This window comes from Streptomyces sp. WAC 04229, from assembly GCF_003947455.1.
Taxonomy (GTDB): domain Bacteria; phylum Actinomycetota; class Actinomycetes; order Streptomycetales; family Streptomycetaceae; genus Streptomyces.
This window is the reverse complement of record NZ_QHJH01000097.1, coordinates 1-24,490: the sequence shown is the minus strand read 5'-3', so window position 1 is coordinate 24,490 and position 24,490 is coordinate 1. Positions and strand designations below refer to the sequence as shown.

Annotated in this window: 25 protein-coding genes and 1 pseudogene; 17 read left to right on the top strand and 9 right to left on the bottom strand. The window is 74.6% G+C overall.

Translation table 11 applies throughout. The features are described from left to right. The coding region (locus DMH12_RS23620; protein ID WP_148107541.1) for an integrase core domain-containing protein at positions 1–126 on the top strand (126 nt) is incomplete at its 5' end. Here the strand turns inward: DMH12_RS23620 and DMH12_RS23615 are convergent. Next, positions 123–920 (bottom strand): pyrimidine reductase family protein, encoded by a 798-nt coding sequence (locus DMH12_RS23615; protein ID WP_125493480.1) that lies wholly within the window; start codon positions 918–920, stop codon positions 123–125. The two genes, DMH12_RS23620 and DMH12_RS23615, sit on opposite strands and share 4 nt — an antisense overlap. A 395-nt stretch (positions 921–1,315) precedes the next feature. Here DMH12_RS23615 and zapE point away from each other — a divergent pair, with 395 nt between their 5' ends. From zapE to DMH12_RS23575, 8 genes are all read left to right on the top strand, one after another. Then, entirely contained in the window at positions 1,316–2,437 is a 1,122-nt protein-coding gene (gene zapE / locus DMH12_RS23610) for a cell division protein ZapE (protein WP_185832493.1), read from the top strand. A 197-nt stretch (positions 2,438–2,634) separates the two neighbouring features. Further along, positions 2,635–3,018 (top strand): hypothetical protein, encoded by a 384-nt coding sequence (locus DMH12_RS23605; RefSeq protein ID WP_125493479.1) that lies wholly within the window; start codon positions 2,635–2,637, stop codon positions 3,016–3,018. Between the two features lie 78 nt (positions 3,019–3,096). After that, entirely contained in the window at positions 3,097–3,678 is a 582-nt protein-coding gene (locus tag DMH12_RS23600; protein WP_125493478.1) for a carbonic anhydrase, read from the top strand. A gap of 8 nt (positions 3,679–3,686) precedes the next feature. Next, a complete protein-coding gene (locus tag DMH12_RS23595) occupies positions 3,687–5,168 on the top strand; it encodes a SulP family inorganic anion transporter (protein WP_125493477.1) in 1,482 nt (493 codons plus the stop codon). 95 nt (positions 5,169–5,263) lie between these two features. Continuing rightward, positions 5,264–6,040, top strand: a complete 777-nt coding sequence (locus DMH12_RS23590) for a slipin family protein (RefSeq protein ID WP_125493476.1) — start codon at positions 5,264–5,266, stop codon at positions 6,038–6,040. Between the two features lie 90 nt (positions 6,041–6,130). Then, a complete protein-coding gene (locus tag DMH12_RS23585) occupies positions 6,131–7,513 on the top strand; it encodes a PhoX family protein (protein WP_125493475.1) in 1,383 nt (460 codons plus the stop codon). 77 nt (positions 7,514–7,590) lie between these two features. Further along, positions 7,591–8,442 (top strand): polysaccharide deacetylase family protein, encoded by an 852-nt coding sequence (locus DMH12_RS23580; RefSeq protein WP_125493474.1) that lies wholly within the window; start codon positions 7,591–7,593, stop codon positions 8,440–8,442. 18 nt (positions 8,443–8,460) lie between these two features. After that, positions 8,461–8,673 carry a hypothetical protein gene (locus DMH12_RS23575; RefSeq protein WP_125493473.1) on the top strand — a complete coding sequence of 71 codons (213 nt, stop codon included), beginning with the start codon at positions 8,461–8,463 and terminating at the stop codon, positions 8,671–8,673. On the opposite strand, the gene DMH12_RS23570 is transcribed toward DMH12_RS23575, so the two are convergent. After that, complete coding sequence (locus DMH12_RS23570; RefSeq protein WP_125493472.1) at positions 8,665–9,336, bottom strand: ABC transporter; 672 nt, start codon at positions 9,334–9,336, stop codon at positions 8,665–8,667. The two genes, DMH12_RS23575 and DMH12_RS23570, sit on opposite strands and share 9 nt — an antisense overlap. Next, positions 9,333–10,187 (bottom strand): ABC transporter ATP-binding protein, encoded by an 855-nt coding sequence (locus DMH12_RS23565; protein ID WP_125493471.1) that lies wholly within the window; start codon positions 10,185–10,187, stop codon positions 9,333–9,335. The genes DMH12_RS23570 and DMH12_RS23565 overlap by 4 nt, the downstream gene beginning before the upstream one ends. Before the next feature lie 43 nt (positions 10,188–10,230). Between DMH12_RS23565 and DMH12_RS23560 the strand changes: the two genes are divergently transcribed. Further along, positions 10,231–10,968: a peptidyl-tRNA hydrolase gene (locus tag DMH12_RS23560; RefSeq protein WP_125493470.1), complete on the top strand. Its 738-nt coding sequence runs from the start codon at positions 10,231–10,233 to the stop codon at positions 10,966–10,968. On the opposite strand, the gene DMH12_RS23555 is transcribed toward DMH12_RS23560, so the two are convergent. Together DMH12_RS23555 and DMH12_RS23550 are read right to left on the bottom strand one after the other, a co-directional pair. Then, positions 10,952–11,329 carry a hypothetical protein gene (locus DMH12_RS23555; protein WP_125493469.1) on the bottom strand — a complete coding sequence of 126 codons (378 nt, stop codon included), beginning with the start codon at positions 11,327–11,329 and terminating at the stop codon, positions 10,952–10,954. The two genes, DMH12_RS23560 and DMH12_RS23555, sit on opposite strands and share 17 nt — an antisense overlap. Continuing rightward, on the bottom strand, positions 11,326–12,399 hold the full coding sequence (locus DMH12_RS23550; RefSeq protein ID WP_125493468.1) for a helix-turn-helix transcriptional regulator: 1,074 nt from the start codon (positions 12,397–12,399) through the stop codon (positions 11,326–11,328). The genes DMH12_RS23555 and DMH12_RS23550 overlap by 4 nt, the downstream gene beginning before the upstream one ends. Before the next feature lie 177 nt (positions 12,400–12,576). On the opposite strand from DMH12_RS23550, the gene DMH12_RS23545 reads away from it, so the two are divergent. The 5 genes and pseudogenes from DMH12_RS23545 (at position 12,577) to DMH12_RS23525 (ending at position 18,012) form a co-directional block, all read left to right on the top strand. Further along, positions 12,577–13,380 (top strand): alpha/beta fold hydrolase, encoded by an 804-nt coding sequence (locus DMH12_RS23545; protein ID WP_260474321.1) that lies wholly within the window; start codon positions 12,577–12,579, stop codon positions 13,378–13,380. Between the two features lie 12 nt (positions 13,381–13,392). Then, a complete protein-coding gene (locus DMH12_RS23540; RefSeq protein ID WP_125493467.1) occupies positions 13,393–13,965 on the top strand; it encodes a GNAT family N-acetyltransferase in 573 nt (190 codons plus the stop codon). Positions 13,966–14,078: 113 nt separating this feature from the next. After that, on the top strand, positions 14,079–15,404 hold the full coding sequence (locus tag DMH12_RS23535) for a DUF692 domain-containing protein (RefSeq protein ID WP_125493466.1): 1,326 nt from the start codon (positions 14,079–14,081) through the stop codon (positions 15,402–15,404). Between the two features lie 116 nt (positions 15,405–15,520). Next, entirely contained in the window at positions 15,521–16,318 is a 798-nt protein-coding gene (locus DMH12_RS23530; protein WP_125493465.1) for a TIGR04222 domain-containing membrane protein, read from the top strand. Between the two features lie 138 nt (positions 16,319–16,456). Continuing rightward, positions 16,457–18,012 (top strand): annotated as a pseudogene (locus tag DMH12_RS23525) (alpha/beta hydrolase). Here the strand turns inward: DMH12_RS23525 and hemQ are convergent. Together hemQ and hemG are read right to left on the bottom strand one after the other, a co-directional pair. After that, complete coding sequence (hemQ, locus tag DMH12_RS23520) at positions 18,013–18,744, bottom strand: hydrogen peroxide-dependent heme synthase (RefSeq protein ID WP_125493464.1); 732 nt, start codon at positions 18,742–18,744, stop codon at positions 18,013–18,015. A gap of 4 nt (positions 18,745–18,748) precedes the next feature. Next, a complete protein-coding gene (hemG, locus tag DMH12_RS23515; RefSeq protein ID WP_125493463.1) occupies positions 18,749–20,227 on the bottom strand; it encodes a protoporphyrinogen oxidase in 1,479 nt (492 codons plus the stop codon). Between the two features lie 166 nt (positions 20,228–20,393). Here hemG and DMH12_RS23510 point away from each other — a divergent pair, with 166 nt between their 5' ends. Both DMH12_RS23510 and DMH12_RS23505 read left to right on the top strand, forming a co-directional pair. Further along, a complete protein-coding gene (locus DMH12_RS23510) occupies positions 20,394–21,341 on the top strand; it encodes a DUF4349 domain-containing protein (RefSeq protein WP_260474320.1) in 948 nt (315 codons plus the stop codon). A gap of 27 nt (positions 21,342–21,368) precedes the next feature. Then, positions 21,369–22,769, top strand: a complete 1,401-nt coding sequence (locus tag DMH12_RS23505; RefSeq protein ID WP_125493461.1) for an FAD-dependent oxidoreductase — start codon at positions 21,369–21,371, stop codon at positions 22,767–22,769. Between the two features lie 12 nt (positions 22,770–22,781). Here the strand turns inward: DMH12_RS23505 and DMH12_RS39155 are convergent, their stop codons facing one another. After that, positions 22,782–23,129 (bottom strand): hypothetical protein, encoded by a 348-nt coding sequence (locus DMH12_RS39155; RefSeq protein WP_163016060.1) that lies wholly within the window; start codon positions 23,127–23,129, stop codon positions 22,782–22,784. A gap of 97 nt (positions 23,130–23,226) precedes the next feature. After that, positions 23,227–24,456, bottom strand: a complete 1,230-nt coding sequence (locus tag DMH12_RS23495) for an MFS transporter (RefSeq protein ID WP_185832492.1) — start codon at positions 24,454–24,456, stop codon at positions 23,227–23,229. Between the last annotated feature and the right edge of the window lie 34 nt (positions 24,457–24,490).

Sequence of the window (24,490 nt, the reverse complement as noted above, 5' to 3'; positions counted from 1 at the left end):
GAATCAGCCCGCCGCAAAGCCCTGCCGGCCTGGCTCCATCACTACAATCACCACCGCCCCCACACCGCAACCGACGGCAAACCGCCCGTCACCAGGTTGACCAACGTCCCTGGGCAGTACACCTAGTCCCGCCGGTAGCGGCTGAAGAGGAAACCTTCCTCCTCCAGGAGGGACGCCAGAGCGAACCGCCGCGGCACCTCGACGGGGGGCCCGCCCGCGATCCGCTGGGCGCCCCCGGCGGTGAGCATCGGGGACACGGTCAGGCACAGCTCGTCCAGCACACCGGCCGCGACGAACTGGCCCAGCAGCCGCGGGCCGCCCTCGGTCAGCAGCCGGGTGTGTCCGAGCGCGGCCAGCGCGCCGACGGCCCGGACCGGATCCACACCGGCACCGTCCCCGGCGATCACGACCCGGGCGCCCGCCTTCTCGGCGGCCGTGATCCGGTCCGGGGGCGCGGCGGCCCCGGTCAGGATCAGGGTGGGCACCAGCGGGGCGGTGAACAGCGGCAGGGTGAGGTCCAGCTCCAGACTCGCGCTGACCACCGCGACCGCGGGCACGGGCGTCTGCCCGGCCGCCCGCCGCGCCTCGGCGAACTCGGCACGCGCGCGTGCGGGCCGGTACCCCTCCTGCCGTACGGTCTCGGCGCCGGCGACCACCACGTCGGCGAGCGCGCGCAGGGTGCCGAAGACGCGCATGTCGGCCGCGCTGGAGATGGGCTGGGACCGGCCCTCGTGCTGGGCGGCGCCGTCGAGGGTGGACACCATGTTGGCCCGCAGCCACGCCGCACGCCGCCCGTCCGGCACGGGATAGGCGTAGGCCTCCGCCAGCTCGGCCAGGCTCCATTCCCGATCACCCCCGTCGGGGTCCGGGCCCGCCCCGGGGCCGGCTGTCTGATCGATCACAGGGAACAGACGTCGCATGCGGTGCAGTCTTCCACGCCCCGGGAACCCGGACCGGCCCCGGATCCGCCGGTGGGGCCCCGTGGCGCCGAGGTCCGCCGCATCGCCGCGAGGGCCCACGCGCCGCCGGCCTCCACACGCCGCGGGCCGGCCCCGCGTCCAGGGCCCCGGCCGGGTACCCGCATCGGCCCCGCAGCCGTCGGCGGCTGGGGCGGGGCCGACGGAGCCCGACCGAGCCGACGGAGCCGACGGAGCCGGGATCACCCGCGTTCGGCCGCGCTGGGCCCACACCGCGGACAGGCCCGCGCCCGAGGATCCGGCCCCAAGCCGGCACCAGCCCCCGCGCCACCACCGGCACCGGGGGCGCCGGCCGCTCGGCCGGGGTCCGGGGCCCGCAGGGCCTACCATGGACCACCGTGTCGCCCTCCTCCTCCGCCGCCGGCCCCGGGTCCACCCCGATAGCCGGGGCCGATCCGTTGTCCCTGTGTGCTCGTGAGCCGCATGTGCCCGCCGACCACCTGGTCGCCGAGATGGTGCCGCCGCCGCGGTTCGACTCGGTCCGGTTCGGGACCTATGTGCCGGACCCGAACCAGCCCAGCCAGCACGAGGCCGTACGGGTCCTGGAGGAGTTCGCGGGCGGGCTGGGCGAGGCGTCCGGCGCGGGTGCCGGGCGGCGCGGGTTCTTCGGGTTCGCGCGGAGCAGGGCGCCGAAGGCCCCGGCCGGTCCCCGCGGCGTCTACCTCGACGGCGGCTACGGGGTCGGCAAGACCCACCTGCTGGCCTCCCTGTGGCACGCCACCCCCGCCGACCCCTCCCGCAAGGCCTTCGGCACCTTCGTCGAGCTGACCAACCTCGTCGGCGCCCTCGGCTTCCAGCAGACCGTGCGGACCCTCTCCGGGCACCGCCTCCTGTGCATCGACGAATTCGAGCTGGACGACCCCGGCGACACCGTCCTCGTCTCCAGCCTGCTCGCCCGGCTCGTCGAGGCCGGCGTGGCGCTCGCCGCCACCTCCAACACGCTGCCCGGCAAGCTCGGCGAGGGCCGCTTCGCGGCGGTGGACTTCCTGCGCGAGATCCAGGGCCTGTCCGCCCACTTCCGCACCCTGCGCATCGACGGCGAGGACTACCGCCACCGCGGCCTGCCCGAGGCCCCGGCACCGCACTCCGACGAACAGGTCACCCGAGCGGCGCGGAACACCGCGGGCGCCTCGCTCGACGACTTCGGCGCGCTCCTCGACCACCTCGCCCGCGTCCACCCCAGCCGCTACGGCGCCCTGACCGACGGCCTCGCGGCGGTCTGCCTCACCGGCGTGCGCCCGGTCCCGGACCAGTCGACGGCGCTGCGCCTCGTGGTGCTCGCCGACCGCCTCTACGACCGCGAGGTGCCCGTCCTCGCGTCCGGGCTGCCCTTCGACCAGCTCTTCGGCGAGGACATGCTGAAGGGCGGCTACCGCAAGAAGTACTTCCGGGCGATCTCCCGGCTCACCGCGCTGGCCCGGGACGCCGCGCGCCTGGTCGACGGCCCCGACACGCCCTGAGAACGGCCGCTTCGCGCCAACCGACCCGCGATTTTCAGGCTCTCTTCAGCTCGTAACGCTACGTTAACCCTGCAAAGCTCATTGCAGGGTTAACGTGTTTCTTGACCACGCATTGACCATGCGTTGACCAAGCGATGACCGTGCACCGACCATGCACCGGCACACATCGAAGGCGTGAAATGCCTGGAGGGGGGCGCATGTTCCGAGGCACGACGGCGCGGACGCGCGTTCCGTTCCCCGCCGCCGTCCTGGTCGTGCTCCTGCTGTTCGCTCCGGCGGCTTCCTTCGCATTCGCGCATACGAGCCGTGATGCCATGGCCAACGCCCATCCCGGAACAACCCTCTCCGGCACGGCGCCCCACGACGAGCGGGCCGGCTGTCACGACAGCGGCCGCTCCGCGAACGCCCACGACACCACTCGCGTCCGCGACCGGCACCGCACCACCACCGCGCCACCGCCCGGTCCACCCGAGCGCCCGCTCGCGTGGACCGGGGGGACCGCGTCGGTGCGGCACGCCGACCACCGGTCCAGACCCTCGACGGACCACTCCCCGGCGGCACTTCAGGTCCACCGCTGCTGAGGGACGGCCGGACCGTCCCCCACCTCTGTCCTGCCCATCCGACGCGCCCCCACTGCGCGCCAGGAGGAAACCCGCATCATGCAGCCCCTCATCGACAACGCCCGTGCCTTCGGACAGCGCCCTGAGGAGTTCGCCGGGCACGCCGAAGGCCAGTCGCCCGAAGTACTGTTCATCACCTGCTCCGACTCCCGGGTCGTCCCGGCCCTGATCACGGGCGCCCGGCCCGGCCGGCTCTTCGAGCTGCGCACCGCGGGCAACATCGTCCCCTCGCACGGCACCGGCCACCCCTCCGGCGAGGCCGCCACCATCGAGTACGCCGTGACGGTGCTCGGCGTCGGCGACATCGTGGTCTGCGGCCACTCGCACTGCGGCGCCGTCGGCGCGCTGGTGCGCGGCGACGACCTGAGCGCCGTACCCGCCGTGCGCGACTGGCTGGCGTACGCCGCCGACGAGCCGAAGCCCTGCGACCCCGCCGACCCGACCGTCGCCGAGGCCGTGCAGAACCACGTCCTGGCGCAACTGGAGCGGCTGCGCTCCTACCCCTGCGTGGAGCAGCGCCTGACGGAGGGCCGGCTGCGGCTGCACGGCTGGTACTACGAGGTCCACACCGGGGCCGTACGCCGGCACAGCGCGGACACCGACACGTTCGAGACCCTGTGAGCGCCGGCATGAACCGGATAGCCAAGTTCCCTCATTGGCGGCAGGACTTCACCTCCTCCCTCGTCGTGTTCCTGGTCGCGCTCCCGCTGTGCGTGGGCGTGGCCGTCGCCTCCGGTGTCCCGGCCGAACTCGGCCTCGTCACCGGCATCGTGGGCGGCCTGGTCACCGGACTCCTGCCGGGCAGCAGCCTCCAGGTGTCCGGCCCGGCCGCCGGCCTCACCGTGCTGGTCTTCGGCGCGGTCGACCAGTACGGCCTGCCCGCGCTCGGTGTGATCGTGCTGGCCTCCGGTCTCCTCCAGCTCGCGATGGGCGCCCTGAAGCTGGGGCGCTGGTTCCGGGCGATCTCCCTGTCGGTGGTCGAGGGGATGCTGGCCGGCATCGGCCTGGTGCTCATCGCCGGCCAGCTCTACGCGGCCGCCGGACTGGAGGCGCCCGCCTCCGGCCTGGACAAGCTCACCGGGCTGCCCGGCGCCGCCGCCGACGCGCTGGGCAGCACCGAGGCGCTCACCTCGCTCGCCCTGGGCGCCGGCACCGTCGCGGTCATGGTGCTGTGGAAGCGGCTGCCGAAGCGGGCGCAGACCCTGCCGGGCGCGCTGGCCGCGGTCGTCCTGGCCACGTCGATCACGGCGGTGTTCGGCCTGTCGGTCGCGACGGTCGAGGTCAACGGCCTGCTGGACTCCATCCAGCCGCCCGGCGCCGACGCCTTCGGCGAGCTGGCGAACATCGGGCTGCTCGGCACCATCGTCGCCTTCACCCTGATCGCGTCGGCGGAGAGCCTGTTCAGCGCCGCCGCGGTGGACCGGCTGCACAAGGGGCCGCGCACCGAGTACAACAAGGAGCTGATGGCACAGGGCGCCGGCAACACGGTGTGCGGTGTGCTCGGCGCGCTGCCGATGACCGCGGTCATCGTGCGCAGCTCCGCCAACGTGAGCGCCGGTGCGAAGACCAAGGCGTCCCGGGTGCTGCACGGCGTGTGGCTGCTGCTGTTCGCCGCGCTGCTGCCCTCCGCGCTGGCCCTGATCCCGCTGCCCGCGCTGGCCGGCATCCTGGTCCACGCGGGCTGGAAGCTGATCCCGTTCCGCGGCATCGTGCCGCTGTGGCGGGAGCACCGGGGCGAGGCCCTGATCCTGGTGGTCACGGCCGTGTCGATCGTCGCGGTGAACATGTTCGAGGGCGTGCTGATCGGTCTGGCCCTGTCCGTGGTCAAGACCGCCTGGGAGGCGTCGCACCTCAAGCTGGAGATCGTCGACAAGGGCGCGGGCCCCGTCCAGGCCCACCTGTCCGGCAACGCGACCTTCCTGCGGCTGCCGAAGATCCTGGAGAGCCTGGAGTCGCTGCCGCAGGACCGCCCGGTCGAGCTGGACCTGTCCGGCCTGCACCACCTGGACCACGCCTGCCGCACGGCTCTGGAGAACTGGGCCGAACGGCACAGCACCGCCGGCACGGACCCGGTGACGGTCACGGAACCGCCGAAGGCGGTCTCGGTGTAGCGGCCCACCCCGGTCCGGGGCCATGGCCCCGGACCGGGCGTCGGGAATATCGTGGCAGGAGTAGATGAACCGGACCTCTGGGCGAGGAGGCCGTCATGCTCGAGGAGCTCCTGACCGCGGCCGCGGCCGTGGGAAGCGCCGGGGTGGTGTACGTCGTCTCGGCCGCGCGGGTCGTCAAGCAGTACGAGCGGGGCGTGGTCTTCCGCCTCGGGCGGCTCGCGGGCGAGGTGCGCGGGCCCGGGTTCACGATGGTGGTGCCGGTCGTGGACCGGCTGCACAAGGTGAACATGCAGATCGTGACCCTGCCGGTGCCCGCCCAGGAGGGCATCACCCGCGACAATGTCACGGTGCGGGTGGACGCGGTCGTGTACTTCAAGGTGATCGACGCGGCCAACGCGCTGGTCCGTGTCGAGGACTACCGCTTCGCCGTCTCCCAGATGGCCCAGACCTCGCTGCGCTCGATCATCGGCAAGAGCGAGCTGGACGACCTGCTGTCCAACCGGGAGAAGCTGAACCAGGGCCTGGAGCTGATGATCGACAGCCCGGCCGTGGGATGGGGCGTGCAGGTCGACCGGGTGGAGATCAAGGACGTGTCCCTGCCCGACACCATGAAGCGCTCGATGGCCCGGCAGGCCGAGGCCGACCGGGAGCGCCGGGCCCGGGTCATCAACGCCGACGCCGAGCTGCAGGCCTCGAAGGTGCTCGCGGAGGCGGCGCGGGAGATGTCCGAGACACCCGCGGCACTGCAACTGCGCCTGCTGCAGACGGTGGTGGCGGTGGCCGCCGAGAAGAACTCGACCCTCGTACTGCCCTTCCCTGTGGAGCTGCTGCGGTTCCTGGAGAAGGCCCAGGAGCACCCCGTAGAGCAGTGACACGTGCTACGCGCGTGGTTCCCGGGACTCCTGGCAGGTGATAGACACGGCGGGGTCACAATCCTGTCCGCCAGCAGGAAGGTTTCCCCCATGACCATGTCCAGCCACGAGGCGACCCGACGACAGGTACTCGCCCGCACGGGAGCCCTGGGCGCAGGCATCGCCTTCACCGGAGCCCTCTCCGAACTCTTCGCCGGCACCGCCGCGGCCCAGTCCATGGGCCACACCGGCTACGGCCCCCTGGTGCCCGACCCCGACGGCCTGCTCGACCTGCCCAGGGGCTTCCGCTACCGGGTGCTGTCCCGCGAGGGCGACCGGTTGCGCTCCGGTGAGGGCCCGGTGCCCTCCAACCACGACGGCATGTCGGCCTTCCCGGCCCGGCACGGCGGGGTCCACCTGGTCCGCAACCACGAGAACCGCGAGGACGGCCGCGTCCCGGTTCCGACGGTCAAGGGCCTGACCTACGACCCCGAGGGCAAGGGCGGCTGTACGGCGCTGACGCTGGACTCCCGCAACCGCGTGCTGTCCGAGCGGGTCGCGATCGCCGGTACGGCCGTCAACTGCGCGGGCGGGCCCACCCCCTGGCACACCTGGCTGACCTGCGAGGAGACCGAGGACAAGGCCGGCACCAACGGGTACACCAAGGACCACGGCTTCATCTTCGAGGTCGACCCGGTCGACCCGCACCGCACCGGCGCGGTCCCGCTGACCGCGATGGGCCGCTTCCAGCACGAGGCGATCGCCGTGGACCCGCGGCGCGGCGTCGTGTACGAGACGGAGGACGCGTTCGAGCGGCCGTTCGGACTGTTCTACCGGTTCCTGCCCGAGAAGCCGCTCGGCGGCCGGGGTTCACTGCGGGCGGGCGGCAGGCTCCAGGCGATGCGGGTGCCCGGCGTGCCCGACCTGTCCTCGATCCAGGAGACGGGCGCCGCCTTCGACGGCATCGAGTGGGTGGACGTACCCGACCCGCTGGCCGCCGAGACGCCCATCCGCTTCCAGGACTTCGGCCGGGGCGGCATCACCCACGCGCAGAAGCTGGAGGGCTGCTACTGGGGCGGGCGGTGCGTGTACTTCGTGTCGTCCTTCGCCCACAGCGACGAGGGCTCGGCCGCCGACCACTACGGGCAGATCTGGCGCTACGACCCCGAACGGCGCCGCCTGACCCTGGTGATCGTCTTCGGTCCGGACACCGACCTGCAGCTGCCGGGCGAGTCCCCGGACAACATCTGCCTCGCTCCCAGCGGCGGCCTGATGGTCTGCGAGGACGGCGGGGGCGCCCAGCACGTGTTCGGGGTGACCCGGCGCGGCGAGGTGTACGCGATGGCCCGGGGCGCCCAGAACATCGGGACGCCCGAGACGCCGGAGTGGGGCGAGTTCGCGGGGGTCACCTTCTCCCCCGACGGCGACACGATGTACGTCAACTGCTACACACCCGGCACCACCTTCGCGGTCACGGGTCCCTGGCGCGGGTAGGCCCGGGAGAGTGACCCTCGGGGCACGCCGCGCCCCATAGTCGTACGAACCGAAGAACACACTCATACGTTCGTACGGTGATCACCTTCGTACGTCGTGCCACCGCCCTCTGCGTGCTGGGCGCCGCCCTCGCCGCCTGCGGGACCTCCGAGTCCCCGCGGGCGCCCCGACCGGCGCCCAGCGCGCCCTCCGCCGCCCCGTCGAAACCCTCCCGGCCGCCGACGCTCGCGCCCGGCCCGGCCGGTCTGACCCCCGTCTTCGAACACGGCCCGCGCACCGCCGGCAAGACGGTCGCGCTCACCTTCGACGCCGACATGACCGCCGACCAGGGGCCCCGGGCGGCGTCGGGTGAGCGCTTCGACAATCCCGGGCTGATCGCGACGCTGCGGCGGCTGAAGGTGCCGGCCACGGTGTTCATGACCGGCCGGTGGGCCGAGGAGTACCCGGCGGCGGCCCGGTCCATCGGCCGGGACCCGCGGTTCGAGGTCGCGAACCACTCCTACAGCCACTACGCCTACACGGACGACTGCTACGGGCTGCCGACCGTGTCCCGGGACCGGATGCGCTCGGACCTGGAGCGGGCCTACACGTCGTTCCGGAAGGCCGGGGTCCGGGACGCGATGCCCTACTTCCGCTTTCCCGGAGGCTGCTACGACGAGGCGGCCCGCAGGGAGCTGACCGCCGCCGGTGTCACCGCCGTGCAGTGGGACGTGGTGAGCGGGGACGCCTTCGCGACCGACGCCGACCCGGTGGCCCGGCAGGTGCTGGACGGGGTGCGGCCTGGCTCGGTGGTCGTCATGCACTGCACGCGCAGCGCCGCCCCGGTGACCGAGCGGGCGGTCCGGACGATCGTGCCCGAACTGCGCGAGAGGGGCTACCGCTTCGTGAAGGTCTCGGAGCTGATCGGCGCCGCGAACGGCCGCGCCTGACGGGCCTACGCTGGAGAGATGAACAGCGACGACGACCAGGGTCCGGACGAACAGGGTCCGAACGACTACTGCCTCATCGACGCCACCCGGCCGCCCAAGGCCGACGGCCCGCCCTACGCGGAGTGCGTGCTGTGCCGGGAACCGACGGAGTACCCGGAGTCGTACAAGGGCATCACGTACTGCCCGGTCTGCGAGTGGCAGGAGGCGCAGCGCACGGCCTGCTCAGGCTGACCGGCGCGAGCTGAGCGCGCAGGCGACGGTGATCGCCGCGGCGGCCGCCAGCGACGCCGCGGCCAGTGGGAGCAGGGGCAGCGGTACGTCCCCCGACCGCGAGCCGGTGACCAGGCCGCCGACCGCGGCCCGCGCCGGGGAGCCCGTGGCCACCAGCGCCAGCAGGGCCCCCAGCAGCAGCGCCGGGACCGCGCGGCCGGGTGAGCGCAGCACCGGCCAGGTGGTGAGCGCGCCGACGGCGGTACCGAGCAGGGCGCACACCAGCGCGGCGAGCAGTCCGGCACCGCCCGCCGCGAGCGGGGGTACGCGCGTGCCGTGGCCGGTGCTGTAGGGGTCGCTGACCAGCGTCACCACGAGCGCCGCCGCCGCGCCCAGGACGACCGCGGCGGCCAGCGCCACCAGCACGCACGCGAGATGGGCCCGTCCGGGACCGCGCGCCGCCGCCAGACAGGCCCGGGCGGCGGGCGGTTCGCCGGTGACGCAGATCCGCACCAGCCAGGCCGCCACCGGCAGCAGCACGGCCGCCGACCAGCCCAGCGAGTCGAGCACCGGCTGCCCGCCCTGCACGCCGACGGCCAGGGCGGCGGCGTACAGGATGAGGGGCGGGAGCCAGCGCCGGGAGCGCAGCAGGAGTGCGGCCTGGTAGCGCAGGATCGCGGTCATCGGTGGTCCTCCGGGGCGTGCACGCCCACCACGTGCCAGGAGGGATCGGCGGTCAGCAGCGTGCGCAGCAGGACGTCGGAGTGGGACGCGGGCACGGTGAGCAGATGGGCACCGGGGGCGGTCTCCTCGGCGGAGGCGACGATCCGGAGCACGTCGGCGGGCAGCGCGCGGCCGGCGGCTCCCCGCACCCGGACGGCCACCGGCGGACCCGCCGGCACCGGGGCGTTCGCGGTACGGCGGCGCAGGGTGCCGTCGCGCACGGTGTAGGTGGCGTCGGCCGCGCCGGCCAGGCGGCGCGGGTCGTGGTCGACGAGGACGACGGCGCCGCCGGAGGCGGTCAGTTCGGCGACCGCCCGTTCCAGCTCCGCCCGGGCGTCGGCGTCGAGCCCGGTCCATGCCTCGTCGAGGACGAGCAGCTCGGGCTCGGCGAGCAGGGCCTGCGCCACCGCCACCTTCTGGCTGCTCCCCTTGGACAACCGGGCCAGCGGGGTGCCGGCGTGTCCGGCGGCCCCCAGCCGCTCCAGCCACCGGCCCGCGGCGCGGGCGGCCGCCCGGCGGGACAGCCCGTGCACGGCGCCGAGGTGGGTGAGGTACTGCCCGGCGGTGAAGGGCAGGGTGGGCGGGAAGCGCTCGGGGACGTAGGCGGTGCGCGGCCTGCCGCCGACCCGGCCCTCGTCGGGGGCGTCGATCCCGGCGAGTACGCGCAGCAGGGTCGACTTGCCGCTGCCGTTGCCGCCCTCGACGCGCACGAGGGTGCCGGGCTCCACGCCCAGATCGACGCCGCGCAGCACCCAGGGGCCGCGGATGCCGTAGCGGCGCCCCACGCCGTCCAGCCTCAGCTCGTGTCGCATGGGGCCATACTGCCGCGAGCGCGCGGGTTGGCAGACTGGGGGCGTGAGCAACGAAGCGACGACGCCCGTCCCCGACAGCCCCTTCCGTCCCGAGCCCGGCGACCGCGACCTCGCGCCGCAGTTCGTCCTGCCGCTGGTGGTGCGCATCGAGCGGGCGGCACCGCCGGCCCGTACCGACGCGCTGGAGACCGCGGCCCGGGCGGTGCTGGTGATGCTCGGCGACGAGCGGTCGGCCGGCGACGGCGAGTGGGCGCAGGCGGTGCGGGACTGGCAGGACGCCCGCATCCGCAAGGTGGTGCGCCGGGCGCGCGGCGCCGAGTGGCGGCGGGCCGAGGCGCTGCCCGGCATCACGGTTGCCGGCGGGTCGGCGGAGGTGCGGGTCTTTCCCCCGGTCCCGCTGGACGGCTGGCCCAAGGACCTGGCCCGTCTCCAGGTCTCCGGCACCGACCTCGACGATCCGGAGCCGCCGGTCGAGGCCGGCCTCTCGGCACCGGTGCTCTGGATGAACCCGGACCTGGACATGTCGGCGGGCAAGGCCATGGCCCAGGCGGGCCACGGCGCCCAGCTCGCCTGGTGGGAGCTGGACGCCGGGGCGCGGGCGGCGTGGCGTGCGGCGGGCTACCCGCTGGCCGTGCGCACACCGGATCCCGCCCGCTGGAGCGACCTGACCAGGAGTGGCCTGCCGGTGGTCCGCGACGCCGGGTTCACGGAGATCGCGCCGGGCTCGTGCACGGTGGTCGCGGACCACCCGGCGCTGCCTCGTGCTACGACTCGATCTTGATCGAGTTGACGGGCGTGAGGTTCACGTAGCGGAGGTGGTCGGGCCGGAGGACCGTTCCGCAGCCCGTGCCGTTGCCGCCCGTGCAGGTCCGCACGGTCCAGCCGTCGGTCTGGTTGTTGTAGACCCAGTGGTTCCCGTACTGGTTGTAGAGCTTGTGGACCCCTCGTGAGTAGTAGAAGTCGGTCGGCTCGGCGTCCGTGTAGTGAACGCCCTGCGGGTAGATGCACACGGCCCCGACCGGGCATCCGTACTGGGAGTCCGCGGCAGGTGCCGCGGACGCCGCCGTGCCGGCGCCCAGCAGTCCGGCCGTGAGGGCGACGGACGCGGCGCCGCCGGCGAGTGCGCGGTGGAAGAGCTTCATGGGATTCCCTCCGTTGCGGTTTCCTGCACCGGCAGCTTCCTGGCGCGGGTGCCGTTCGCGCACCACTGTTCGGGCCCAGCCAAATCGTCGCCGAGCAGCCGCAGGCCCAGCGCGGTCACCGAGTGCAGGACGTACTTGCCGGCCCGGCGCGTCGTGAGCAGGCCCGCCTCCCGCAGCACCGCCAGCTGCTGGCTGCCGCTGGGCAGCGAGATGCCGACCGCCGCCGCCAGCTCGGACGTCGTCCCGCACGCGCGTCCGGCCGCCTCGTGGAGCAGTGCGGCCCGGGTGGGGCCCACCAGGGCGGTGAGTGCGGCGAACCCGGTGACCGGCGCCGGGACGACCGTCTTGTCCGCCGGGTAGACCAGCACGGGGCTCTGGTCCGCGTCGACCAGGGTGATCGGCCGCCGCCAGCAGAAGTACGAGGGCACGAGCAGCAGCCCACGCCCCTCCAGGTGCAGGTCGCGCCGGACCGGATAGTCCACTTCGAGCACCGGTGGCCGCCACACCGCCATCGGCCGGAAGGTGGCCAGCAGGGCGGCCGTCCCGCCGGTCACCAGGGCGCGGGTGCGCCAGGCGAGGTCGGCGCCGACGGCCGCCCCGATCCGGTCGCGCACGGGTTCGAGCAACGCCTCGTCGTAGGCGCGCAGGCCGCCGCCCAGCCTCCCGAGCGCCGTTGCGTCGCCCCGGGCCAGCGCCGCCGCGCCCGGGAACGGCCGCGCGCCCGACGCGGCCAGCAGGGCCAGCTCGTGCCGGAGGCGGCCGCGCGGGGTGGCGAGCACCCGTTCGACGCCGTCCCGCAGGGTCACGTGCTGACCCTCCACGGACGGGGTGAGGAAGTCCGGGAAGTACGCTCCGAACGGCACCAGGCCACGCAGCACCAGCGCGGCCCGGCGGGCTGTGCCGTCGCGCTGCAGCCGGGCCCTGACGTGCCGCCGCCAGGGGTCGAAGGCGAGCGCGCCCTCCCGTGTCTGGAGGCGGCAGACGCTGCACACGATCTCCCACAGCGGATCGGGGCCGCGGGCCAGTCTGATGTTCTCCAGGTCCCGCCCGGTGAAGTGGATCCGCAGCAAAATGTTCCCCCGTCCCCCGACCGGCGCCGGACCCGTCCACGGCCAGCGTGGGCCACCCGCATACGCAAACGGTTGACGCCCGCTGAACGGCGGCCGCGGCGGTGCACGTGCGATGAGTTCCGCCGGGCGGGACGGTCTACCCAGCAGGCGTACCACCCAGAAACGGACGTGATCACCGTGCCGAACAGTTCCGCCCACGCCGACCTCGGCGGCCTGGAGATGTACTACGAGATCCACGGCTCCGGCCGGGACGGCAGCGGGCGTCCGCTGGTCCTGCTGCACGGCGGTGTCCTCACCGTCGGACTGAGCTTCGGCGCCCTGCTGCCCCTCCTCGCCCCCGGCCGCCACATCGTGGCCCCCGAGCTGCAGGGGCACGGGCACACCGCCGACATCGACCGCGCCATCACCGTGCCCGGCCTGGCGGGTGACGTGGTCGGCCTGCTCGACGCGCTCGGCATCGAGCAGGCCGACCTGCTCGGGTTCAGCCTGGGCGGGCTGACCGCGCTGGAGGTCGCCGTCAGGCATCCCGACCGAGTGGGACGGCTCGTGCTCGCCGCCACGCAGTACACCCAGGACGGCTACCGCGACGAGGTCCGCACCCCCGACTACGACTCACCGCTGCTGCCCAGCGAGGCCGACTTCAAGGAGATGGCCGACGCCTACGCGGCCGCCGCTCCGCACCCCGAGCACTTCCAGGACTTCATCGACAAGTGCTCCCAGGCCGCCCACGGCCCGCTGCCCTGGAGCGCCGACGACCTGCGCGGGCTGACGGCGCCCACGCTGGTGGTCGTCGGGGACCGCGACTTCGTGCGCGTGGAGCACGCCGCCGAGATGCGGGAGCTGATCCCCGACGCCCGCCTCGCCGTCCTCCCCGACACCACCCACATGACGCTGATGCGGCGCACGGCCCTGCTCGTGCCGCTCCTGGAGGAGTTCCTGGGCACCGGGCGGGCGCCGGAGGCGTCGTCCCGTGCCGCGTGACATCGTGGTGGCATGAGCATCGAGGTGCGCCCGGCCGCGGTCTTCGAGGACGTGCGCGCGGTGCTCGGCCCCAAGTCGCCCGGAGCCGACGTCTGCTGGTGCCTGAGCTACCGCGTCCCCTCCAAGGTCAACAAGGAGCTGCGCGGCCCGGCCCGCGGCGCGTACGTCGCCGAGCTGTGCCGTTCGGCCCCGCCTCCCGGGGTGCTCGCCCACGACGGGGACGAGCCGGTCGGCTGGGCCGCCGTGGCGCCGCGCGCGGACACCTCCTTCGCCCGCAACCGCAAGATCCCGCACGTGGACGACCTGCCGGTCTGGTCGTTGTGGTGCGTCCGCGTGCGGCCCGGTCACCGGAAGCGGGGCATCTCGCACGCCCTGATCGCCGGGGCCGTCGAATTCGCCCGCTCCCAGGGTGCTCCGGCGATCGAGGCGTACCCGCTGGACAACGGGGACGCCCGGGTCGACCTGACGATGGCGTACGCCGGGCTCCGGCGGAACTTCGAGCGTGCCGGGTTCGTCCACGCCGCCGACACCACCTCCGTGCTGGCCGGGCACCCGCGCGTCCTGATGCGGCTCGACCTGCGCTGAGCGTCCGGGGCCGCCGCGAACCTCAGATCTTGCTCTGAAGACGCCCCCCGCGCGGTTGGCGGCGGGCCGGGCGGGCCATACCCCGGTCATCACGACCGGGAGGAGGTACGACCATGCGACGACTGGGAACCGGCATCGGGTGGCGTCCGGAGATCGCGGAAGCCGTGGAGCGGATGCCCGGCATCGACTGGGTCGAGGCCGTGTCCGAGAACCTCTGTCCCGGGCATCTGCCGGAATCGCTGCTGCGGCTGCGCGAGCGCGGGGTGACGGTCGTGCCGCACGGCGTCTCGCTCGGTCTCGGCGGCGCCGAACGGCCGGACGCGGGCCGGCTGGCGGCGCTGGCCGACCGCGCGGAGGCGCTCGGATCGCCGCTGGTCACCGAGCACATCGCGTTCGTCCGCGCGGGCGGCGCGCTGACCGCCTCCCCGCACCTGGAGGCCGGGCACCTGCTGCCCGTGCCGCGCACCCGGGACGCGCTCGACGTGCTGTGCGAGAACGTGCGCGTCGCGCAGGACGCGCTGCCCGTGCCGCTCGCCGTGGAGAACATCGCCGCGCTCGTCGCCTGGCCGGACGAGGAGCTGACGGAGGGGCAGTTCCTGTACGAGCTGGCCGACCGGACCGGGGTGCGGCTGCTGATCGACGTGGCGAACCTGCACACCAACCACGTGAACATCGGGGCGGACCCGGCCGAGGCGCTCGGCGAACTGCCCCTGGAGGCCATCGCCTACGTCCACGTCGCGGGCGGCTTCGAACGGGACGGCGTCTGGCACGACAGCCACGCCCACCCCGTCCCGCGGCCGGTGCTCGACATCCTCACCGACCTCGCCTCCCGGGTGGCACCGCCGGGCGTCCTGCTGGAACGGGACGAGAACTTCCCCGGCGCGGGCGAGCTGGAGGCGGAGGTGGAGGCGATCCGCGACGCCGTCGCGCGGGGCCGGGCGGAGAGCGGGGGGCCCGCCGACCGGGAGGCGCCCGCGGCACGAGCGGCCTCGCCCGGGGCGAACGCGGCGGACCACGCCGTACGGCAGCGGCTCGGTCTGGCGCAGGCCGCGCTGCTGTCCGCGCTGGTCGCGGGGGCGCCGGCGCCCGAGGGATTCGACCGGGTGCGGCTGGGCGTACAGGCGCGGGCGCTCGCCGCGAAGCGGGCGGACGTGGTCGCGAAGGTGGCGCCCGAACTGCCGGTGATCCTCGGCCCGGCGTACCGGCCGGCGTTCCTCGCCTACGCACGGGGGCGCCCGATGGGCGCGGGCTACCGGCGGGACGCCCTCGACTTCGCCGAGCGGCTGCTGAGCGCGGACGCGGGGCCCGCCGCGGAGGACGCCGGAGTGCGGCGGGAGTTGCACGAGTGGTGGCTGGAGCGCTCGGGGCCGGTGCCGCGGTCGAGGCGTCCTGGGGTGCGGTGGGCGCGTGCGACCAGGCGGGTCCTGCTGCGCCGCTGACCCGGTCGCGCCGGTCCGGGACATCACCAAACGGAACGTCACATACCCACAACACTGCGTCCCGAAATGTGAACAGGCCATGGCGCCGGCGAAAGCCTTTGGCATAGAAGTACGGCATGTTCTGGGTCCTTTTCCTCCTGTCGGCCTGGGCCGTCGCCGGCCTCGCGTGCCTGCGGCTGTGTCTGGCCGCCGTGCGCGCGGCGGCCGTCGCCCCGCGCACCCCCGCGCGGGAGCACGCGCTGACGCTGTACGAGGCGGCGTTCCTGTCCGGCGGACCACGGCGGGTGGCCGACCTGACGCTGGTCTCGATGGCCCGCCAGCGCCGGCTGCTGCTCGCGCACACCGGCTGGGCGACGGTCGTGGACCCGTGCGGACGCGACGACATGGAGCGGTCGGTCATCGGGGCGATAGGGCCCGAGGGGCAGTCCCGGATAGCCCCGGTCCGGGCCACCGCCGCCACGGCCGACCCGGTACGGGGCCTGGCCGACCGGCTGGTCGGCGCCGGTCTCGCCGTACCCGACGGCGGCTCCGACGGAATCGCGGCCGGAGTGCGGCGGGTACGGGTCGCGGCGGTGGCCGTGTGCGCGCTGGCCGTCGCCGCACTGGCGCTGCCCCTGCCCGCGCACGAGCCGCGCACGCTGATCGCCCTGTGGTTCGCCCTGCCGCTCGCCCTGACCCTGGGATGCCTCGCCATCACGCGGATGGAGATCCACCCGTACTCCCGCTGGGCCTCCCCGGCCGGGCAGCGGCTGATCGGCACCCTCGTCCAGCACGCCGACGGAACCGCCGACGAGCGCACCTACCTCACCTCCGTCGCCGTGCGCGGCGTGCACGCGATCGGCGAGCCGGACCTGCGCGCGGCCTTCGCCCACCGCGAGGCGCACACCGAGGGGTTCCGCGGGAGCCGGTTCTGACCGGCCGCCGCCGGCACGCCGACGCGCCGGGGGCGTACGGAGGCACTCGGCGCCGACACCCGCGGGCGGTGCTTGCCCTGCCCGGCGGGCGGACCAAACATCCCTTGTGACACCCCCGTGCCACCGAAGGGATACGCGATGCGAGCTGCCGCCCTCTACTCGGCCGCCGGGTCCTTGCTGCTGACCACCCTCGCCACCACCCCTCCGGCCCACGCGGCACCGCCGTGGCCGCCGAGCGGGCCGCGGCGGCCGGCATCGCGTTCGGCGACTGCCCGAAGGCGGAGGACCTGCCGGGCAGCATGCGCTGCGGCACGGTCGAGGTGCCCCTGGACTACGCGCACCCCGACGGGAAGCAGCTCCGGCTCACCGTCAGCCGGGTGCGGGCCACCCACAAGGACCCCCGGAACCCCAAGCGCAAGGTGCCCGGGCGGGGCGCCCTCCTCTACAACCCGGGGGGTCCCGGCGGCTCGGGCCTGCACTTCCCGCTGGTCGGTCTGGTGCCCGAGTGGAAGCGGATCGCGGGCGCCTACGACCTCGTGGGATACGCGCCGCGCGGGGTCGCGCCCTCCGCGCCGCTGTCCTGCCAGGACCCCGGCGACTTCTTCAAGGGCCCGCGCCCGGCCCCGACACAGCCCTCGGACGCGTACAAGCAGGGGCGCGCCGCCGAGGCCGAGGCGTACGCGCGGGGCTGCGCCGAACGCGCCGGCAAGTCACTGCGGCACTACCACTCGCTCAACAACGCCCGTGACCTGGAGGTGGTGCGGGCCGCGCTGGGCGAGGAGCGGCTGTCCTTCATGGGCGCGTCGTACGGCACCTACCTCGGGGCGCTGTACGCCGAGCTGTTCCCGGCCCGGGTGCGGCGGATGGTGTTCGACTCGGTGGTGAATCCGGACCCCGCGCTGGTCTGGTACCGCAACAACCTCGAGCAGTCGGAGGCGTTCGAGGACCGCTGGGACGACTTCAAGGAGTGGATCGCCGCGCACGACGCCGTGTACGGCCTCGGGGACACCCCGAGGCAGGTGCAGAACAGCTACGAGGAGGCGAGCGAGCGGCTCGCGGCGGAGCCGGCCGGCGGGACGGTGGGTCCCGCCCAGTTGCAGGGGGCGTTCCTGCGGGCCGGGTACTACGACGACTTCTGGCCGCACCGCGCCGAGGCGCTGTCGGCGTACCTGAAGGGCGATCCGCAGCCGCTGGTCGACCAGGCGGGGACGCGGACCGCGAAGGGCGCGAAGGGGGCGGAGAACGCCAACGCCGTGTACACGGCCGTCGAGTGCAACGACGCGGCCTGGCCGGCCGACTTCGAGGTCTGGGACCGGGACAACACGCGGCTGGCGCGCCGGGCGCCCTTCGAGACCTGGGACAACGTGTGGACCAACCTGCCGTGCGCCTACTGGCGGGTGCCCCGGCAGCGGCCCCTCGACGTGCGCACCGTGCCCGGTGAGCTGCCGCCGACGCTGATCCTGGCCGCCGAGCGGGACGCGGCCACCCCCTACGAGGGCGCGCTGGAACTGCGGCGGCGGCTGTCGGGCTCGGTCCTGGTGACCGAGCGGGACGCGGGCACGCACGGCATCGCCGGGGGACCGAACGCCTGCGTCAACGGCCACCTGGAGGCGTACCTGCTTCAGGACCGGCTCCCGGCGCGGAACACGTCGTGTGCCCCGCGCCCGGAACCGGAGCCGAGCCCGGCGCCCTGATCAGGCCAGCCCGGCCACCAGCTCCGCGATGTCCTTGCGGCGCCCCGTGTAGAACGGGACCTCCTCGCGGACGTGCATGCGGGCCTCGGAGGCGCGCAGGTGGCGCATGAGGTCGACGATGCGGTGCAGTTCGTCGGCCTCGAAGGCGAGGATCCACTCGTAGTCGCCGAGCGAGAAGGAGGCGACCGTGTTGGCGCGCACGTCCGGGTAGCCGCGGGCCATCTTGCCGTGGTCGGCGAGCATGCGGCGGCGGTCCTCGTCGGGCAGCAGGTACCAGTCGTAGGAGCGTACGAACGGGTAGACGCTGATGTAGTCGCGGGGCGTCTCGTCGGCCAGGAAGGCCGGGATGTGCGCGCGGTTGAACTCGGCGGGGCGGTGCAGCGCCATGTTCGACCAGACCGGCTCCAGCGCGCGGCCCAGCTTCGTGCGGCGGAAGAGGTTGTACGCCTCCTGGAGCTGGTCGGCGGTCTCCGCGTGCCACCAGATCATGAGGTCGGCGTCGGCGCGCAGGCCGGACAGGTCGTACGTGCCGCGGACCGTCACGTCCTTGGCGGCGAGCTGGTCGAACAGCTCCTGGACCTCGTCGGCGTACCCGGCGCGGTCCTCGGGGAGCGTGTCCTTGAGCCTGAAGACGGACCAGAGGGTGTAGCGGATGACCTCGTTGAGGTCCTTGGCCAGCTTGCCCTTGTTGGGGATCCGGCCGGCGGCAGCGGTGGAGGCGTCGTCACTCATGCCCCTATTCTCCCGCTCCGCCGTGCGGACTCCGCACCGGGTGGGCGGTCGGCCCGTCCACGCCGCGCGGGTCCCCGTGGATCCGGTCCACCGCCGCGTACGCGCTCGCGATGCTCGCCGGGATGCCGACGCCGTCGTAGGCCGCCCCGCACACCGCGAGGCCCGGGAGCTTCGCGACGTGCCCGCGGACACGGGCCACGCGCGCGTGGTGGCCCACGGGGTACTGGGGCAGGCCGTCCTGCCAGCGGGTGACCCGGGTGGCGACGGGCTCGGCGGTCAGCCCGGTGGCCTCGCCGAGGTCGTGCCGGGAGGCGGCGACCAGGCCCGCGTCGTCGCGGCCGAGGATCTCCGTCTCGCCGTACCGCCCGACGGAGGTGCGCAGGACGACCAGGTCCGGGTCGTCGTCGGCGATCCAGCCCCACTTGCGGGAGGCGAAGGTGGACGCCTTGATGGTGTGCCCGTCGACCGGCGGGACCAGGAAGCCGCTGCCCTCGGGCAGGGCGGCGGCGTCGGAGCGGCGGTAGGCGAGGGTGATCAGGGCCATCGAGGCGTACTCCACCGCGGACAGCTCGGCGGCGGCCGCGGGCGCCTCGGCGCGCAGCAGTTCGGCGGCGGGGCGGGCGGGGAGGGCGACGACGACCGCGCCGGCGTGCAGCACCCGCTCGCCGGCGGTGATCCGCCAGCCGTCCGGGGCCGTGCGGCGCAGCTCCGTCACGGGTGCCCCGGTGACGATCTCGCCGCCGCGCGCGCGGACCGACTCGGCGACGGCGAGGGGCAGGGTGCCGATGCCGCCCTCGAGGCCCATGAACACCGGGCCGCCGGCCGGGGAGGTGGCCGTCCGTCCCTGGAGGGCGCGCACCGCCTCGGTGAGGGAGGTGTGGTCGCGGGCCGCCTCGAAGAGCTGGGGCACGGCGGAGCGCAGCGAGATGCGGTAGGCGTCGCCCGCGTAGACGCCGCCGAGCAGCGGTTCGACGAGGCGGTCGACGACCTCGCGGCCGAGGCGCGCGGCGACGTACTCGCCCACCGCGACGTCGTCGCCCACCTCGGTGCGCGGCAGGTCGGCGTCGCGCTCGATGCGGGCCAGACCCTCGTCGGAGAGGACGCCGGCCAGGGCGGCGGCGGTGCCGGGGACGCCCATGACGTGGCCCTTGGGCATGGGGCGCAGCGCACCGCGGGTCCACAGGGAGGCCGACGCGGTGGCCGGCGGCTGGAGGCGGTCGGCGAGACCGGCCGCGCGGGCCAGGCCGACGGCCTCGGGACGGCGGGCCAGCATCGACTCGGCGCCGAGGTCGACGCGGACGCCGGCGATCTCACCGGGCAGCAGCTTGCCGCCGACCCGGCCGGCGGCCTCCAGCACGGTCACCCGGGCGCCCCGCTCCAGCAGGCGGTGGGCGGCGGCCAGTCCGGCGATGCCGGCTCCGACGACGACGACATGTCCCGGGTCCCCCAGAACCCGCCCCGCGGGGGTCTCGCTTGCGCACATGTCCCCAGCGTCTCAGACCCCGCCGGCGGGGCCGCCATCAGGCCGGTCACGTGTCCGGGCCCCGCGAGTCCGGACCGTGACCTGTTCGGGACCGTTCCGCGTCGGCCTGCGGGCCGCTTGCCGCGTCGTAGGAACGACAGTCGTACCGACGATCCCGGGGGCCCCTGTGCGCACATCATCCTTCCCACGACCGCTTCCGGCGCTGGCCGCCGTCCTGCTGGCCGGGGCTCTCGCGCTGACCGGATGCAGCTCCGGGGGCGGTGACTCCGGTGCGGACAGCGCGGCCGGCGCGGCCAAGGAGGCCGCTCCCCCGGCGGCCGACGACCGGCCGGGCGCGGCGGGCGGCGACGCCTCCGGTGCCAGGGCGACCGCGCCGCCGAAGGCCGCCGCGACCCACGTCATCCGCACCGCCTCGCTGACCGTCCAGGTCGAGGACGTGCCGAAGGCCCTGGACGGGGCCCGCACCACCGTCGAGAACGCGGGCGGCTACGTGGGGGACGAGGACACCAGCCGGGACGAGGACGGCCGGGAACGCACCCGGCTGGAACTGCGCGTGCCCGTCGACGCGTACCAGGACGTCCTCGACGGCCTGGAGGGCGCCGGGAAGCTGCTGCACCGGGGCGCGAAGGCGGAGGACGTCACCGACCAGGTCGTCGACGTGGAGAGCCGGATCAAGTCGCAGCGGGCCAGCGTGGCCCGGGTGCGGGAGCTGATGGACCGGGCGACGAAGCTGAGCGACGTGGTGACGCTGGAGGGCGAGCTGAGTTCCCGGCAGACCGAACTGGAGGCGCTGCTCGCCCAGCAGGCGTCCCTGAAGGACCGCACCGGCCTGGCCACCATCACCCTCTCCCTGTCCGAGACGCCGGCCGACGAGGCCGCCGAGGACGACGACCCCGGGTTCACGGACGCGCTGGCCGCCGGCTGGGACGCCTTCGTGACGATGCTGCGCTGGCTGGCGGTGGCCCTCGGCGCGGTGCTGCCGTTCGCCGTCGTGGCGCTGCTGCTCGTGCTGGTGTGGCTGCGGGTGGTGCGGCCCAGGCTGCCGCGCCGCACGGCGACCGCGGCTTCGGCGGCACCGGCGGCGCGCGGGGCGGAGCCAGGCGCGCGGGACTGAAAAGCCGGGTCCGCGTAGCGTGTTCGCATGAGCATGAGCGCCGCGGGCGGTACGAGAGAGCGACTGGTCGTGATCGGCGGTGACGCCGCGGGGATGTCCGCGGCGTCGCAGGCCCGTCGGCTGAGGGGCCCGGACGAACTGGAGATCGTGGCGTTCGAGCGCGGCCACTTCAGCTCGTACTCGGCGTGCGGCATCCCGTACTGGGTCGGCGGCGACGTGGCCGACCGGGACCAGCTGATCGCCCGCACGCCCGAGGAGCACCGGGCCCGGGACATCGACCTGCGGATGCGCACGGAGGTCACGGAGATCGACGTGGCCGGCGGGCGGGTACGCGCGCGTGACGTCGATTCGGGGGCGGAGTCCTGGACGCCGTACGACAAGCTCGTGATCGGCACCGGGGCGCGGCCGATCCGGCCGGAGCTGCCGGGCGTCGACGCGCCCGGCGTGCACGGGGTGCAGACCCTGGACGACGGTCAGGCGCTGCTCGGCGCGCTCACCCGCACGCGCGGCCGTCGCGCGGTGGTCGTCGGCGCCGGGTACATCGGCGTGGAGATGGCCGAGGCGCTCATCAACCGCGGTTACGAGGTGACGGTCGTCAACCGCGGCCGGGAGCCGATGTCGACGCTGGACCCGGACATGGGCCGCATGGTGCACGAGGCCATGGAGGGCCTCGGCATCACCATGGTGAACGGCGCCGAGGTCACCGAGGTGCTCACCGGGGACGACGGCCGGGTCCGGGCGGTTGCCACCGAGGACGCCGAGTACCCGGCGGACGTGGTCGTGCTCGGCATCGGCGTACGCCCCGAGACCGCGCTGGCCGAGGCCGCCGGGCTGCCGCTCGGCGCGCACGGCGGGCTGCTGACCGACCTCGGCATGCGGGTGCGGGGGCACGAGAACATCTGGGCGGGCGGCGACTGCGTGGAGGTGCTCGACCTGGTCTCCGGGCAGTCGCGGCACATCCCGCTGGGCACGCACGCCAACAAGCACGGTCAGGTCATCGGCACCAACGTGGGCGGTGGTTACGCCACCTTCCCCGGCGTGGTCGGTACGGCGGTCAGCAAGGTGTGCGACCTGGAGATCGCGCGCACCGGGCTGCGCGAGAAGGACGCCCTGCGGGCGGGGCTGCGGTTCGTGACGGCCACGATCGAGTCGACCAGCCGCGCGGGCTACTACCCGGACTCCTCCCCCATGACGGTGAAGATGCTCGCCGAGCGGCGCACCGGCCGGCTGCTCGGCGTCCAGATCGTCGGCCGCGAGGGCGCCGGCAAGCGGGTCGACATCGCCGCGGTGGCCCTCACGGCCGGGATGACGGTGGACCGGATGACGGCCCTCGACCTGGGGTACGCGCCGCCCTTCTCCCCCGTGTGGGACCCCGTGCTGGTGGCCGCCCGCAGGGCCTCGCGGGCGGTGGAGGAGGAGCGCCGCTGAGTGCGGCGCCTGCTACGCGGTCCCGTTGATCCGGTCGATGGCCTGCCGTGCCTGCTCGGCCGGGGGCCGCGCGGGCAGCGACGACACCGAGGCGGGTGCCGTTCCGGCCGCCGACGCGGCCACCGCGGGCGGCTGTTCGCCGGCCGGCCTGGCGTGCGTGGCCGCGGCCCGCGCGGAGCGCAGCCGGTGGCTCACCGCCTCGTCCAGCGTCACCGGGCGCTGCATCTGCGCGGCCAGCCGCCCGGCCTCCTGGCCGAGCCGGGCCACGTCCTCCCAGGGCAGGCGCAGCACGAGGGCGACCTCGGCCTCCCCGTCGGGCAGGGCGTGCATCGCCGGCGCCGGTGTGACCCGTTCGTTCATCGCCTGATCCTCACGTCGTCCCCGCGTCCGCCTTCCCCGGGCCGCGGGCGGTTGTGAGGACATACGCACGCGCGGCCCGGGGTGTTCACGGGCGGGGTCAGGCGGGGGTGGCGGCCTCGTCCGGCACGGCCGGTGCCGGTGTCCAGCGGATGCGGGTGCTGCACAGGGCGACGGCGCCCGCGGACGCGGCGACGGCGCCCATGCCCCAGGCCAGGCTGCTCGCACCGGCGATGAAGCCGATGAGCGGCGGCCCGGCCAGCAGTCCGGTGGTGCCCATGGCGGCGACCAGGGTGAGCGCGTCCGAGCCCTGTCGGGCCGCGGCGGCGTAGACGCAGGGGGTCACGGCGGCGATGCCCAGGCCCATGCAGGCGAAGCCCGCGAGGGCCGGTGCGACGCCGCCGCTGACCAGGGCGAGGGCGAGGCCGGCGGCGGCGACCGCGCTGCCCAGGAGGACGACCCGGCCGTCGCCCCAGCGGGCCCGCCAGCCGTCGGCGAAGAGGCGGGCGACGACCATCATCCCGGACACCACGGCGATGCCCAGGGGCGCGAGTTCCGCCGACGCCTCGGCGACGTCCTCGAGGTAGAGGGCGGACCAGTCGTTCATGGCGCCCTCGGCGACCGTGCCGAAGACCATGGCGCAGCACATCCACAGGGTCAGACTGGAGGGGACGGTCCAGCGGCGGCCGGCCGGTTTCCCGTCGGCGGTGGCGGCCGCGTCCGCACGGGCCGCCCCGCCCGCCTCGTCGGCCGGTGCCTCGTCGTCGAGGAGGCCCGTCCGCGCGGACGCGCCCAGGGCGACGAGGAGGACGACGGCCACGCCGAAGTGCGCGGCGACCGCGTCGGTGGCGGCGGTCATGCCCGAGGCCAGCAGCGCGGCGAGCAGCGAGCCGGCGGAGAAGGTCGCGTGCAGCTTCGCCATGGTGTTGCGTTCGTGCCGTGTCTCCAGGGCGGCACCCTGCGCGTTCATGGCCACGTTGAGGCAGCCGACGAGGACGCCGTCGGCGCACATCACCAGCAGGGCCACCGGGTAGTTGGGGGCCGCCGCCAGGCCGAGCAGCAGCAGGGCGAGGCCGAGCTGGGAGAGCAGGCCGAGCCGCCGCGAGCCCATGCGCCGCATCAGCCACGCCACCACGGGGAACGACACCGCCGCGCCGACCCCCGCGGCCATCAGGAGCACCCCCACCTCGGCGGCGCTCAGGTCCAGGTCGGACTTGATCGCCGGGATCCGCGCGGCCCAGGTGGCGTACTGGAAGCCGAGGGACAGGAACAGCGCGGCGATCGCCAACTGGCCGCGCAGGAAGGGGTCGTGGACACGGGACACGCGCATCAGCTCACTTCGCGCAGGAACGGGGGCGGGGGCG